We start from the raw sequence: 12,801 nt of genomic DNA, 5'->3' as shown, positions 1-12,801 counted from the left end.
TAGATTATGGAAAATTCGTTATTCAAGAAGTCTGAAAAGAAAGTTCGTAGGGCTTTAAGAGTGCGTAAAGTCTTAAGGGGCTCTTCTTTAAAGCCTCGTTTGTCTGTTGTGAAGACTAACAAGCATATCTATGTACAATTAATTGATGATTCTATTGGCAAAACTTTGGCTTCTGTCTCGACTATGGCGAAATCAAGTAAGGCTTCCGGATTAATTAAAAAGAATCAAGACGTTGCTAAAACGTTAGGAACCAAAATTGCCGAGATAGGGAAAAGTCTTCAGGTAGATCGAGTTGTGTTCGATCGTGGTCCTTTCAAATATCATGGAGTTATTGCCATGGTGGCTGATGGTGCTAGAGAAGGCGGATTACAGTTTTAATAAAGGTTTAAGAGATGACGTTATCAAAGAATTCTCACAAAGAAGATCAGCTAGAGGAGAAAGTTCTTGTTGTCAATCGTTGTTCAAAAGTAGTCAAGGGCGGTCGTAAATTTAGTTTTTCCGCACTTATTTTGGTGGGTGACGGTAAGGGACGCTTGGGCTACGGTTTTGCCAAAGCAAATGAACTAACAGATGCTATTCGCAAAGGTGGAGAAGCTGCGAGAAAGAATTTAATCACTATTGAATCTTTGGAAGGTGATTCTATTCCTCACGAAGTTCTAGTTGATCAGGACGGAGCTCAATTGCTTTTGAAGCCTGCTAAACAAGGAACTGGAATTGTGGCAGGTTCACGTATTCGTTTGATTTTGGAAATGGCTGGAGTCAAGAATATTGTTGCCAAAAGTTTAGGCTCAAATAACCCTATGAACCAAGTAAAAGCTGCTTTTAAAGCTCTCTTGAGTCTTTCTAGCAGGAAAGACGTTTTACAAAGGAGAAGAGTGACACATGATTAAATTAGAATCATTACAAGATCCTTCACCAAGAAAGAGAAGAACAAAATTATTAGGACGCGGTCCTGGCTCAGGTCATGGTAAAACAAGTTGCCGAGGCCATAAGGGAGATGGAAGCCGTTCTGGTTATAAACGTCGATTTGGTTATGAGGGAGGCGGAGTTCCTCTTTACAGAAGAGTTCCTACAAGAGGATTTTCTCATAAACGTTTTGATAAGTGTGTAGAAGAAATTACTACTCAGCGTTTGAATGTTTTATTCAACGAAGGAGAAGAAATTACTTTAGATGCTTTAAAGCAAAAAAGAGCTATAGATAAGCACGCGATTAGAGTGAAAGTGATTGTTAAAGGCGAATTAGAGAAAACGTTTATCTGGAAGGACGCTAATGTAGTATTGTCTCAAGGAGTACGAAACCTTATTGGTGTTGCTTAAAGATAAAATTTTTCAGGCCCGATTATGACAACTTTACGACAGATATTTTCCATTGCTGAGTTAAGACAAAAGTTATTTTTTACCTTTGCTTTACTTGCGGCCTGCCGAGTTGGTGTGTTCATCCCTGTCCCAGGAATTAACGGAGAACGCGCCGTAGCTTATTTTAAACAGTTGTTAGGTTCTAGTCAGAATTTATTTCAGTTGGCTGATATTTTTTCTGGGGGAGCTTTTGCACAAATGACAGTTATTGCGTTAGGTGTGGTTCCATACATCTCCGCATCTATCATAGTCCAACTTCTTTTAGTATTTATGCCCTCAATACAGAGGGAAATGCGAGAAAGTCCTGATCAAGGCAAAAGAAAGATTGGCAGATTAACTCGTCTATTTACAGTTGGCTTAGCAGTTATTCAATCACTGCTTTTTGCTAAGTTTGCTTTAAAAATGAATATGTCTATTCCAGGCATTGTTCTTCCAACCTTGTTGTCATCCAAGCTATTTGGAGCCCCCTGGATATTCTATATGACAACAGTTATTGTTATGACGACAGGAACATTACTGCTCATGTGGATAGGTGAACAGATTTCTGATAAAGGTATTGGTAATGGCGTTAGCTTAATTATCAGTCTTGGGATTTTAGCTTCCTTCCCTTCTGTTTTGGGGTCAATAGTAAGTAAGTTGAATCTTGGTTCTCAAGATCCTTCTCAACTAGGTTTGTTCTCGCTACTTTTGTTATGTTTTATTTTTGTATTCGTTCTCATAACAACAATATTGATTATTGAAGGTGTGAGAAAAATTCCTGTGCAATATGCACGTAGAGTAATTGGTAGGAGAGAAATCCCCGGAGGGGGATCCTATTTGCCGCTGAAGGTTAACTATGCGGGCGTTATCCCTGTTATTTTCGCTTCGTCCTTGCTAATGTTCCCTGCGACTATAGGGCAATTCATGTCTTCGGATTCTTCATGGCTTAAGCGAATTGCTATGATGCTATCCCCAGGTAGTTGGGTATATTCTTCATGTTACGTTCTGCTTATAATATTTTTTACGTATTTTTGGACAGCAACCCAGTTTCATCCGGAACAAATTGCTTCTGAAATGAAAAAGAATAACGCTTTTATTCCTGGAATTCGACAAGGGAAGCCTACACAAACATATTTAGAATACACCATGAACCGCGTTACTTTATTAGGAGCGGTCTTCTTAGCTGTTATTGCTATTTTACCATCTATTTTAGGACGTATTCTTAATGTAGATGCTAATGTGAGTTATTTTTTAGGCGGCACAGCAATGTTGATCGTAGTTGGTGTGGTTTTAGATACGATGAAACAAGTGGATGCCTTTTTGCTTATGCGTCGGTACGATAGTTTTTTGAAAAAAGATCGTTCCAAAGGAAGGCATTGAAAAATAACAATTTTTGACCTAAGATGCTTATACTACTTTAAGGGAGGCCCTACGTATGCCACGCATCATTGGAATTGATATTCCTGCGAAGAAAAAATTAAAAATAAGTCTTACATATATTTATGGGATAGGGCCAGCTCTTTCTGAAGAGATTATTGCAAAGTTGCAATTGAATCCTGAAGCTAGGGCTGTTGAATTGACGGAAGAAGAAATAGGCCGCCTTAATTCTCTCCTACAATCAGAATATGTAGTTGAAGGAGACTTGCGACGTCGTGTGCAGTCAGATATTAAAAGATTGATCTCTATACACGCCTATCGTGGACAAAGACATCGTCTTTCATTGCCTGTAAGAGGACAGAGAACAAAAACAAATTCTCGAACACGTAAAGGCAAGCGTAAAACGGTCGCAGGTAAGAAGAAATAATTTTTTTAGGAGAACGTGTTTTGGTTAAACATCAAACGCAGAAAAAAGGCGTAAAAAGAAAACAGTTAAAGAATATTCCTTCAGGCGTTGTTCATGTTAAGGCTACCTTCAATAATACGATTGTATCCATAACAGATCCTGCGGGTAATACTATCTCTTGGGCTTCAGCTGGAAAAGTTGGATATTCCGGATCTCGTAAGTCATCTGCTTTTGCTGCAACGGTGGCTGCACAAGACGCTGCAAAAAATGCTATGAATTCTGGCCTTAAAGAAGTCGAAGTATGTTTAAAAGGCACCGGAGCTGGCAGAGAATCTGCGGTTCGCGCTCTCATAGCCGCTGGTTTAGTTGTTTCTGTCATCCGTGACGAAACTCCTGTTCCTCATAATGGTTGTCGACCAAGAAAAAGGCGCAGAGTGTAGTTTTAGGGAAGGAGAAAGGGATGTCGGATAATTCACAAAATTTACTTTACGATAAATTTGAATTGCCAGAATCAGTCAAAATGATGGCTGTAGAAGGTAGCGGGGGATCGATTGATAAGCAGGCGAATTTTGTCGCAGAACCTCTAGAAAGAGGTATGGGGCATACCTTAGGTAATGCTTTGAGAAGAGCGTTGCTAATTGGTTTAGAGGCTCCTGCAATTATTTCCTTTTCTATGACTGGCGTACTTCATGAGTACATGGCAATAGATGGAATCGTAGAAGATGTAACAAACATCGTCTTAAATTTGAAAGGAGCTTTGCTGAAGAAATATCCTTTCCAAGATAGTGAGGATGGTCGTTGCACTCAATTATTAAAGTCTACTATTTCTGTAGATGCTTCTGATCTGGCTGCTTGTGGTGGTCAAAGATCCGTAACGTTGGCTGATTTGTTGCAAGAAGGCGGGTTTGAGTCTGTTAATCCCGATCATGTAATTTTCACTGTAACACAGCCTATGCAAATTGAAATTGCTCTAAGAGTGGCTTTTGGAAGAGGATATTCTACATCTGAGAGAATCATTCTCGAAGATAAAGGTGTGAATGAGATCATTTTAGATGCAGCCTTCTCGCCTGTAGTTTTAGTTAATTATTTCGTAGAAGATACTCGTGTTGGTCAAGACACAGATTTTGATCGCTTGGTTCTACATGTGGAAACAGATGGTAGAGTATCTCCTAAAGAAGCATTAGCTTTCTCTACACAAATTTTAAATAAGCATTTCTCTATTTTTGAAAGAATGGATGAGAAGAAAATAGTCTTTGAAGAAGCTATTTCCATTGAGAAAGAGAATAAAGACGATATTCTTCATAAATTGGTTTTAGGTATTAATGAGATTGAACTTTCTGTAAGATCTACAAATTGTTTGTCTAATGCAAATATCGAAACCATTGGTGAATTGGTAATCATGCCAGAGCCTCGTTTGCTACAATTTAGAAACTTTGGTAAGAAGTCTCTTTGTGAGATTAAGAATAAGTTGAAAGAAATGAAACTCGAATTGGGAATGGATCTCAGTCAATTTGGCGTTGGTTTAGACAACGTTAAAGAAAAAATGAAGAGTTATGCCGAAAAGATTCGGTCTAAAAACGTCAAGGGATAATTAAGTATATGCAACACGCTAGAAAGAAATTTAGAGTTGGTCGTACTTCTGCGCATAATCGTTGTATGTTAGCTAACATGTTAAAGTCTCTAATCCACCAAGAAAGAATAGAAACTACTTTGCCTAAGGCAAAAGAGTTGCGTCGTTGTGCGGATAAGATGATCACATTAGCTAAAAAAAATACATTAGCTGCAAGACGTTTAGCTGTTGCTAGACTAATGGTCAGATACAATAAGTTGACAAGTAAAGAAGCTCGTCAAGCTAAGGCCGGCGATTTATCAGCTTATAACGTAGATCGTACAGTAATAAACAAACTATTCGATGAATTGGGTACTCGTTTTGTCTCTAGAAATGGAGGTTATACGCGTATTTTGAAATTACAAAATAGAGTTGGTGATAATGCACGAAAGTGTATTATAGAATTTTTAGCTAATTAGGCTATTTTTTTTGCGAATACTGACTACTAGGGAATAGTGATGAAAGTTGTAATTAACGGTTTTGGACGGATTGGAAGATTAGTTTTAAGACAAATTCTAAAAAGAAATTCTTCTATCGAAGTCATGGCTGTTAATGATCTTGTCCCTGGAGAGGCTTTAACGTATTTATTTAAATACGATTCTACTCATGGGCGTTTCTCAGCAGATGTATCTTATGATAACGGCTATCTTGTTGTTGATGGCCGTAGAATTCAATTATTAGATCAGCGTGATATCCAAAAGCTTCCTTGGAAAGATCTAGGTGTAGATACTGTTATTGAAAGTACAGGTTTATTTACAAAAAAAGAAGATGCTGCCAAACATCTTGAATCTGGTGCGAAGCGTGTACTTATTACTGCCCCTGCGAAAGGAGATGTTCCGACATTTGTAATGGGAGTAAATGAGAATAAGTTTGATCCTGAGAAGGATACTATTATTTCCAATGCTTCGTGCACTACCAACTGTCTTGCTCCTTTGGCTAAAGTGTTGTTAGATAATTTTGGTATAGAAGAAGGCTTAATGACCACAGTTCACGCCGCTACAGCTACTCAGAGTGTTGTAGACGGTCCATCTAAGAAAGATTGGAGAGGTGGTAGAGGAGCTTTTCAAAATATCGTTCCTGCTTCTACTGGAGCTGCGAAAGCTGTTGCCCTATGTCTCCCAGAATTAAAGAATAAATTAACCGGAATGGCTTTTAGAGTTCCTGTTGCTGATGTTTCTGTCGTTGACCTTACTGTAAGATTGCAGAAGTCAACAACATATGAAGAAATATGCAAAGTTATTAAAAATGCTTCAGAAACTAGTTTGCGTGGAATTCTAGGTTATACGGATCAAGAAGTAGTTTCTTCTGATTTTATAGGATGTGAATATTCTTCTATATTCGATGCTGGTGCAGGGATAGCGTTAACCGATCGTTTTTTCAAACTAGTTGCCTGGTATGATAATGAGATAGGGTATGCAACTCGCATAGTTGATTTATTAGAGTATGTAGCAAAAAACTCTAAATAAAAGGTTAAATTCGTGTATTTTACAAGAGATCCAGTTATTGAAACTGTAATTACGTCGAGAGAAGGGTACAAGTTATCAGTTCGTAATACTAAGCATCTTTCTCAGGATCCTTTTGTTGTTGAAGCAGTTGAAGTAATTTCTTTAGGAAACACCTGTTTTTTCCGTAACTGCGATCATAGTAAACCGTTCATTGTTCCCGCAGGGGATTACGAGGTAATGGAAATTCGAGATACTAAGATCAACCTTAAAGCAGTAGGTTTAGATCGTGGTATTAAAATTGCCGGAGGCCGAGAAGCTTTAATTAAATTGCCTAAGGCTGCTCCCGTAGCTGTTGTTGAAGAAAGTTCTTCAGAAACAGTTGTTACAGCTGAGTCCTCGTCTTCAGAAACTTCCACTACGCCAGCGTCTTCTCATTCTACAACTAGAAAAGAGAAAAAAGAACGTAAAGGGGATAAGTGGAAAGAGAAGAAAAAGCAAGGACGCAAGAAAACTAATAAAGAAGTTTCTGAAGTAGCGGGATCTTCTCAAGAGATCATCGATGCTGTTACTGAAGAACTTTGGGAAGAATCCCAAGAAAATAAATTAAGTGAGCAAAAAAAGTTCTCTCTATTGCCTCCTCCTGCGAAATTAATTTCTGAGATTATCTCTCAAGCTGTTTCGGATCCCACAGTGACTTCAGCCGATTTAGACGAATCTTTACAGGCTTTGGTAACTGAAAGTTCTGAAGTGATTAATGCTTTGTTATCAGGTGATCAGACAGTTATTTTCCCTGAAGAAGAAATGGAAGGGGCCCCAACTTGCGAACAGCCTTTATCATCCTCTTTCCCAATGGAAGACGAATAAAAATTCCTTAGAGATTTTTGGCCGTCTTCTCTTTGAAAACCATTGATCTAGAAAGTGTCATCTGATAAGATTCTGAGTTATGTTTTTGGTTTTTTTCTTAAGATAGATACTCCAGAAACTATAGTTCGAATCGCATCAGTTATTTAATTCGTAATTGGCGAGATTCTTCATTATTGCTCAGATGGTGGAATGGTAGACACTAGGGACTTAAAATCCCTTGGGCGCAAGCCCGTGCAAGTTCGAGTCTTGTTCTGAGCACTTTTCTTTTCTTTTTTTTGTTTAGATCTTAACCTAACGATTCATCATCATTGTTGAACATGATGTGAATTGATCAATTTTTTATTTTCATTTAATTTTTTGTGAAATTCTAAAACTTCGGTATCCACACTAGGAAACATCAACTTAGATTTTCTAGATTTTTTGGATGTCTTTTTCTTGATTGTGAAATTGAGACAATAACTCCCTCCTGTGCTATAAACCGGAAAAATCAAATTAATATCTTAGAGGTATCCTTTGCGGCGGCTCTTATCGGCAATTAAGCTGCATCTAACTTCTATATGGTCTAGCAACTCCACCTGCTCTTCTTCAAATCATTACGATATATACTCGAGATCTATGCTTCTGTTGCTCTGTCGATGGAAAGATGCAGACATTATGGAATGGCAATACGCTTGTAATGCTTTAGCAGATGTTTGTAGTAAAATGAGTGGGCAACTTATCCCAAGTACATCTGAATTATTACAAGAAGATCTTTCTAATGAGCAAGATGCCCATTTAGAATGGAAAGATCGATTGTCGGTTTTAGAAAAAGAGTTTTTATCTCGTGATGAGGTTAGAAATACTGAAATCGAAAAGCTAAAGAACGAGAACGGCTGGTTACAACATCGTCTTTCTGAGAAGTTACAACAAACACGTCATCAAAATGATATCATTGATGAATTGAAACGGGATTTGATAGAAAGTGTTCAACAAACAGAAATTAGCGAGGGAAGACGTCTATGTTATGAACATAAGATTAAGATCCTCGAGGAACAGTTAGACAAGCTAACCCTATCTCGTATTCCTGAAACTGACATGTTTGAACAAGGGTCAAAGGAAAGCTCATTAAAACAGCAAGAAATAATAGATTTAAATGAAACTATAATGATTTTACATCAGAAAAAATCTGATCAGGATAAGAAATATCAAGAAGAAATCGCAAGATTGAGTCTAGAGTTACAGAACTACAGACAAACGGCATATATAAATACGGAATCAGAAAAACTTCTACATATTCAAAATGAGTTAGTTCAGAAAAAGAAGGAAATTGCTTTACTACAAGATCTTATTGAAGAGCAGTATTGTCAAATACAAACGCTTAATAAGAAACTTGGTTTCGAAGATGTTTTGAATGTATCCCGTTTAAAACAGCTTTTAGGTAGGGATTTAGATTGTAACAGTGCTGAATGTACTCAGGAATCAAATTGTAGTGGGCTTGTAGATTAGGCCTTACATCAAGATTTCTAGTTGTAATTATATATAGCTAGCATAGAATAAACTCTACATGCTCCGTTCGGAGAACCTTTCTTAAGTCTCGATAAGGACTCAATTATGACGCAATTGATTATGGGGATTGATCCCGGAACACTAGTTTCTGGATACGCTATTATCATTGTTGAACAGCGTTATAAGATACGAGCTCATAGTTATGGGGCTATTCGTTTATCTTCCAAAGACTCACTAACACAGCGTTATAAACAGCTTTTCCAAACATTATCCGGAGTGTTAGATGATATCATTCCTGATGCTGTAGTTCTTGAAACTCAATATGTTCATAAGAACCCACAAAGCACTATAAAATTAGGTATGGCGCGAGGTGTACTCGTCCTTGCAGCTGCTTTAAGAGACATTCCTGTTTTTGAATATGCTCCAAATGTAGCTAAGAGAGCTGTTGTAGGGAAAGGAAATGCGAGTAAACAGCAAGTCCAACTAATGGTTAGTAAGATTTTAAATATTCCTGATGTCTTAAATTCTAATTGTGAGGATATTGCAGATGCATTTGCATTAGCAATATGTCATGCACACACTTCTGCTTACACTTGTTTAGGAGTTCGATAATGTACGACTATATTCGCGGAATTCTTACTTATATGAGTTCGGGAACTATTGTGATCGAATGTCAGGGACTCGGGTTTAGTGTTTTTGCTTCTGATCGTTGGTTGATTGAATTATCAAGTCAATTACATCGTGAAATTATTGTTTATACATATACAGTTGTTCGTGAAACAGAACATGTTCTTTATGGATTCAACTCTCGAGCAGAACGTGAATGTTTCCGTATGTTAATTTCATTTTCTGGAGTGGGGCCTAAGACAGGCCTGGCGATATTGAATACATTCTCTCTTAATAAACTCTGTTCTATAGCGCGTGCTGAGGATGTCAAAGCCATAGCTTCTGTCCCAGGTATAGGGAAAAAAACAGCAGAAAAGCTTATGGTGGATCTCAAGCAAAAGCTTCCCGATCTTGTTCCTCTAGATTCTCAAGTGACTGCTTCTTGGGAACCCACAAAACCCTCGTGTATGGATGAGGGGATACAGGCACTAGCCGCATTAGGATATCCTAAATCTTCGGCGGAGAGGATGATTGCTGAAGCTATGAGTGAACTTCCAGACAATGCATCGTTAGCGGAAATTCTTCCTATTGCTTTAAAAAAGAACTTACAAGGATTGAACAAGAACTAGACTTTCCTGAAGATAGTGGTATAATTTCTCTCACATTCACTTCATTTTGTTTAAGGAGATTGTATATACATGGAACAAACGCTATCAATTATCAAACCTGATTCTGTTGGCAAGGCTCATATTGGTGAGATTGTTGCAATCTTTGAAAAATCAGGATTCCGCATAGCTGCTATGAAAATGATGCATTTATCAGTGAAAGAAGCTGAAGGTTTCTACGCCGTCCATAAATCTCGGCCATTTTTCCAAGAACTTGTGGATTTCATGATTTCAGGTCCAGTTGTTGTTATGGTTCTTGAAGGTGATAATGCTGTAGTTCGCAATCGAGAAATTATGGGAGCTACAAATCCTCAAGAAGCTGCTCAAGGCACTATTCGTGCTCAGTTCGGCGAATCTATAGGAATTAATGCAGTACATGGATCTGATAGTTTAGAAAATGCGGCTATAGAAATTAGCTATTTTTTCAGCAAAATTGAAATAGTTAATTCAGCTAAGTAGTCAAAAAACTTTTTATAATAACGTCGTGGATTTTCTATGAGGTTTCTCCAGAATATCTTTCAGTTCATCTTCTGAAAGAGTTTCCCAAAGAAAAATATTGCCCGCAGATGCTTTTAATTTATCGAAAAAGTTTTCTTTAGTAGGGAACCACGAACGAATGGTTGTTAGAAAATCTTCGTGTAATCGTTGTTTCCTATATGATGGTTGTTTTTGGGGTATTGGTAGGTAACGTTTAAGTTTGTCTATATCCATATCCCATAGAAATGTTGAATGATGTACCCAACGAGACTTTTGGATATATTGAGCATTCCCTGCAATTTTCTTCTCCCCTAAAGTATAATCATTTTCATTAATGGAAAAAGCCTTGGGGAAGATAGGCGCGTAGATATCATAAGACCATTGCATCAAATCATGAGAATTCGCCATGGATTCGACAGAATTCATAATCCAGGTTACGAATAAACTATTTTCATCAATAAATACTGTTCCACCACCACTGTAACGTTTAATTATAGGAATATTATCGGACCGCAATTCAGGGATGTGAAGATCTTCATTTGGACGTCTTGAAATGCCAAGGACGACTGCTTCTGGCGCATTAGAGTTAATGATACAGATATTTTCTTTGCAGTTGCGAAGAAGAGCTTCTTCTATTTGCAGTTGCTCGAAGATAGAGATCCCAGATAGATTTAAGAAAATACATTTATTGGTGAGCATGTTTTTTTACTGCAACCATCAATACTTGAATATCAGCGCAAGCGATTCCTGATATCCTTGAAGCAGATCCTATAGTTCTTGGGGTAAATTTAGCTAGTTTTTCTCTGGCTTCTAAACTTAATGAGGAAATGTTTTGGTAATCTATGTCATCGGGAATAATCATATTCTCTGATTTTGATAAGCTGTGAATCAAAGATTTCTGACGATCTATATATCCTGCATACTTAATTTCCATTTCTAGAGAGGCATTAAGTGTTGAACCAAGATCACGTACGTCATCCGGGAACGTTTCCTTTAAAATATCGTAAGATACTTCCGGACGACATAAAGCTTTCGCTAGAGAGACAACAGAATTTCCATACTTTTTGAATGTTTTACTTAAACGAAGTTTTTCTTCTTCTATAATTTGCTTTTGATTTTCAAAGATTTCGTAACGCTCTTGACTTAGGAGCCCTAAATCACGACCGTAGTGAGATAAGCGTAAACAAGCATTATCCTGCCTTAAGAGTAGACGATGTTCTGCTCTCCCTGTAAACATACGATAAGGCTCGTCTAGTACTTGAGTGGTGAGATCGTCTAGCATCACGCCAATATAGGACTCTTGTCGTGATGGAATAAATACAGGTTTCCCGAGTATTTTATTTACCGCGTTAATGCCTGCAACAAGCCCCTGAGCAGCGGCTTCTTCATATCCCGTTGTTCCATTAATTTGCCCGCATAGAAATAGACCTTCTATAATTTTACTTTCTAAAGTGGGGTAGATGACATTGCCATGAACGTAATCATACTCAATAGCGTAAGCAGGCCGGGTAATGACTGCATTTTCTAATCCCTGGACTGAATGAATCATGTTATATTGCACATCAAAGGGCATCGATGTGGATAAACCATTCACATAAACTTCCTGAGTATAAATTCCTTCAGGTTCTATGAAAATATGATGACGTTCTTTGTCTGCGAATTTAACAATTTTATCTTCAATAGATGGACAGTATCGAGGTCCTATGCCTTCAATACGGCCTCCGTATAGAGCTGATCGTCCAATATTAGCTGCAATAATATCTTTTGTTTTCTGAGTCGTATGAGTGATGTAACAAGATACCTGAGGTAGGGGAGGAACAAAAGGCTCATCTCTATGAACAAATCCTACACCCGGATCTCCAGGTTGTTCTTCTGTTACAGAAAAATCAATGGAAGAAGCTAATAGACGCGGAGGAGTGCCCGTTTTTAGTCTGCTAATTGGGAAACCACGCTCTTTTAGAGCTGCTGATAACCCAGTTGCCGCAGGATCTCCAAGACGTCCACCGGGGAAATTAAGGTCTCCAATATGAATTAAGCCGCGCATGAACGTCCCTGAGGACAAAATAACCGTCTTCCCTAGATAGACGATTCCTTCTTTTGTGCTGACACCTTGGATGACACTTTCATTGTCTAATAAGGACTCAACCGTACCCTGCATGATATGCAGGTTAGGTATGCTCTCTAATAAGCGCTTCATATGAATATGATACATTTGCTTATCAACTTGAGCTCTTGGAGCACGGACAGCAGGACCCTTGGTCTGATTTAAGATACGAAATTGTATCCCAGACTGATCAGTAACCTCTGCCATGATACCACCTAGGGCGTCGATTTCTCGAACAATATGCCCCTTACCGATACCACCAACGGCAGGATTACAACTTAACTTAGCAATAGTGTCTAAGTTTGAAGTTAAGATTAATACGGAGGCTCCCATTTTTGCAGAACAAAATGCAGCCTCGCAACCCGCGTGCCCAGCACCAACTACAATAACATCGTAATTAATTGGGTGAGTCCACATAAACTAGCTAA

The 12,801-nt window shown here is 38.1% G+C and carries 16 protein-coding genes and 1 tRNA gene; 15 read left to right on the top strand and 2 right to left on the bottom strand.

Annotated features, from left to right (window positions below; genetic code table 11):
* Positions 1–6 precede the first annotated feature (6 nt).
* The 15 genes from rplR (at position 7) to ndk (ending at position 10,251) form a co-directional block, all read left to right on the top strand.
* Complete coding sequence (gene rplR, locus O6937_RS00920; protein WP_332389834.1) at positions 7–378, top strand: 50S ribosomal protein L18; 372 nt, start codon at positions 7–9, stop codon at positions 376–378.
* Between the two features lie 14 nt (positions 379–392).
* A complete protein-coding gene (gene rpsE, locus O6937_RS00915) occupies positions 393–890 on the top strand; it encodes a 30S ribosomal protein S5 (RefSeq protein ID WP_332380732.1) in 498 nt (165 codons plus the stop codon).
* Positions 883–1,317, top strand: a complete 435-nt coding sequence (rplO, locus tag O6937_RS00910; RefSeq protein WP_332389833.1) for a 50S ribosomal protein L15 — start codon at positions 883–885, stop codon at positions 1,315–1,317. The genes rpsE and rplO overlap by 8 nt, the downstream gene beginning before the upstream one ends.
* A gap of 24 nt (positions 1,318–1,341) precedes the next feature.
* A complete protein-coding gene (gene secY / locus O6937_RS00905; RefSeq protein WP_332389832.1) occupies positions 1,342–2,715 on the top strand; it encodes a preprotein translocase subunit SecY in 1,374 nt (457 codons plus the stop codon).
* Between the two features lie 55 nt (positions 2,716–2,770).
* Positions 2,771–3,139 carry a 30S ribosomal protein S13 gene (gene rpsM, locus O6937_RS00900; RefSeq protein ID WP_011006085.1) on the top strand — a complete coding sequence of 123 codons (369 nt, stop codon included), beginning with the start codon at positions 2,771–2,773 and terminating at the stop codon, positions 3,137–3,139.
* Positions 3,140–3,159: 20 nt separating this feature from the next.
* Positions 3,160–3,558 carry a 30S ribosomal protein S11 gene (gene rpsK / locus O6937_RS00895; protein WP_117273803.1) on the top strand — a complete coding sequence of 133 codons (399 nt, stop codon included), beginning with the start codon at positions 3,160–3,162 and terminating at the stop codon, positions 3,556–3,558.
* 20 nt (positions 3,559–3,578) lie between these two features.
* Entirely contained in the window at positions 3,579–4,709 is a 1,131-nt protein-coding gene (locus O6937_RS00890; protein ID WP_332389831.1) for a DNA-directed RNA polymerase subunit alpha, read from the top strand.
* Between the two features lie 8 nt (positions 4,710–4,717).
* Entirely contained in the window at positions 4,718–5,146 is a 429-nt protein-coding gene (gene rplQ / locus O6937_RS00885; RefSeq protein ID WP_332389830.1) for a 50S ribosomal protein L17, read from the top strand.
* A gap of 39 nt (positions 5,147–5,185) precedes the next feature.
* On the top strand, positions 5,186–6,193 hold the full coding sequence (gap, locus tag O6937_RS00880; RefSeq protein ID WP_332389829.1) for a type I glyceraldehyde-3-phosphate dehydrogenase: 1,008 nt from the start codon (positions 5,186–5,188) through the stop codon (positions 6,191–6,193).
* Positions 6,194–6,205: 12 nt separating this feature from the next.
* A complete protein-coding gene (gene grgA / locus O6937_RS00875; RefSeq protein ID WP_332389828.1) occupies positions 6,206–7,036 on the top strand; it encodes a GrgA family transcription factor in 831 nt (276 codons plus the stop codon).
* A gap of 175 nt (positions 7,037–7,211) precedes the next feature.
* Positions 7,212–7,294 (top strand) — tRNA-Leu (locus O6937_RS00870).
* Between the two features lie 396 nt (positions 7,295–7,690).
* Positions 7,691–8,521 carry a hypothetical protein gene (locus tag O6937_RS00865; RefSeq protein WP_332390116.1) on the top strand — a complete coding sequence of 277 codons (831 nt, stop codon included), beginning with the start codon at positions 7,691–7,693 and terminating at the stop codon, positions 8,519–8,521.
* Between the two features lie 105 nt (positions 8,522–8,626).
* Positions 8,627–9,133 carry a crossover junction endodeoxyribonuclease RuvC gene (gene ruvC / locus O6937_RS00860; RefSeq protein WP_332389827.1) on the top strand — a complete coding sequence of 169 codons (507 nt, stop codon included), beginning with the start codon at positions 8,627–8,629 and terminating at the stop codon, positions 9,131–9,133.
* Complete coding sequence (ruvA, locus tag O6937_RS00855) at positions 9,133–9,756, top strand: Holliday junction branch migration protein RuvA (protein WP_332389826.1); 624 nt, start codon at positions 9,133–9,135, stop codon at positions 9,754–9,756. Before ruvC ends, ruvA begins: the two co-directional genes overlap by 1 nt.
* A 69-nt stretch (positions 9,757–9,825) precedes the next feature.
* A complete protein-coding gene (gene ndk / locus O6937_RS00850) occupies positions 9,826–10,251 on the top strand; it encodes a nucleoside-diphosphate kinase (RefSeq protein WP_213240175.1) in 426 nt (141 codons plus the stop codon).
* Between the two features lie 12 nt (positions 10,252–10,263).
* Here the strand turns inward: ndk and O6937_RS00845 are convergent, their stop codons facing one another.
* Both O6937_RS00845 and mnmG read right to left on the bottom strand, forming a co-directional pair.
* On the bottom strand, positions 10,264–10,968 hold the full coding sequence (locus O6937_RS00845) for a lipoate--protein ligase family protein (protein WP_332389825.1): 705 nt from the start codon (positions 10,966–10,968) through the stop codon (positions 10,264–10,266).
* Entirely contained in the window at positions 10,955–12,790 is a 1,836-nt protein-coding gene (gene mnmG, locus O6937_RS00840) for a tRNA uridine-5-carboxymethylaminomethyl(34) synthesis enzyme MnmG (RefSeq protein WP_332389824.1), read from the bottom strand. The genes O6937_RS00845 and mnmG overlap by 14 nt, the downstream gene beginning before the upstream one ends.
* Positions 12,791–12,801 lie beyond the last annotated feature (11 nt).

The organism is Chlamydia sp. 04-14, assembly GCF_036632095.1.
Taxonomy (GTDB): domain Bacteria; phylum Chlamydiota; class Chlamydiia; order Chlamydiales; family Chlamydiaceae; genus Chlamydia.
This window is presented reverse-complemented; position numbering and strand designations above follow the sequence as displayed.

Coding starts and splice junctions, on each gene's coding strand:
- ruvC (WP_332389827.1), top strand. CDS start 8,627: ATGACGCAATTGATTATGGGGATTGATCCCGGAACACTAGTTTCTGGA.
- rplQ (WP_332389830.1), top strand. CDS start 4,718: ATGCAACACGCTAGAAAGAAATTTAGAGTTGGTCGTACTTCTGCGCAT.
- ndk (WP_213240175.1), top strand. CDS start 9,826: ATGGAACAAACGCTATCAATTATCAAACCTGATTCTGTTGGCAAGGCT.
- O6937_RS00865 (WP_332390116.1), top strand. CDS start 7,691: ATGGAATGGCAATACGCTTGTAATGCTTTAGCAGATGTTTGTAGTAAA.
- O6937_RS00845 (WP_332389825.1), bottom strand. CDS start 10,968: ATGCTCACCAATAAATGTATTTTCTTAAATCTATCTGGGATCTCTATC.
- rpsE (WP_332380732.1), top strand. CDS start 393: ATGACGTTATCAAAGAATTCTCACAAAGAAGATCAGCTAGAGGAGAAA.
- secY (WP_332389832.1), top strand. CDS start 1,342: ATGACAACTTTACGACAGATATTTTCCATTGCTGAGTTAAGACAAAAG.
- rpsM (WP_011006085.1), top strand. CDS start 2,771: ATGCCACGCATCATTGGAATTGATATTCCTGCGAAGAAAAAATTAAAA.
- gap (WP_332389829.1), top strand. CDS start 5,186: ATGAAAGTTGTAATTAACGGTTTTGGACGGATTGGAAGATTAGTTTTA.
- rplO (WP_332389833.1), top strand. CDS start 883: ATGATTAAATTAGAATCATTACAAGATCCTTCACCAAGAAAGAGAAGA.
- mnmG (WP_332389824.1), bottom strand. CDS start 12,790: ATGTGGACTCACCCAATTAATTACGATGTTATTGTAGTTGGTGCTGGG.
- ruvA (WP_332389826.1), top strand. CDS start 9,133: ATGTACGACTATATTCGCGGAATTCTTACTTATATGAGTTCGGGAACT.
- O6937_RS00890 (WP_332389831.1), top strand. CDS start 3,579: ATGTCGGATAATTCACAAAATTTACTTTACGATAAATTTGAATTGCCA.
- rplR (WP_332389834.1), top strand. CDS start 7: ATGGAAAATTCGTTATTCAAGAAGTCTGAAAAGAAAGTTCGTAGGGCT.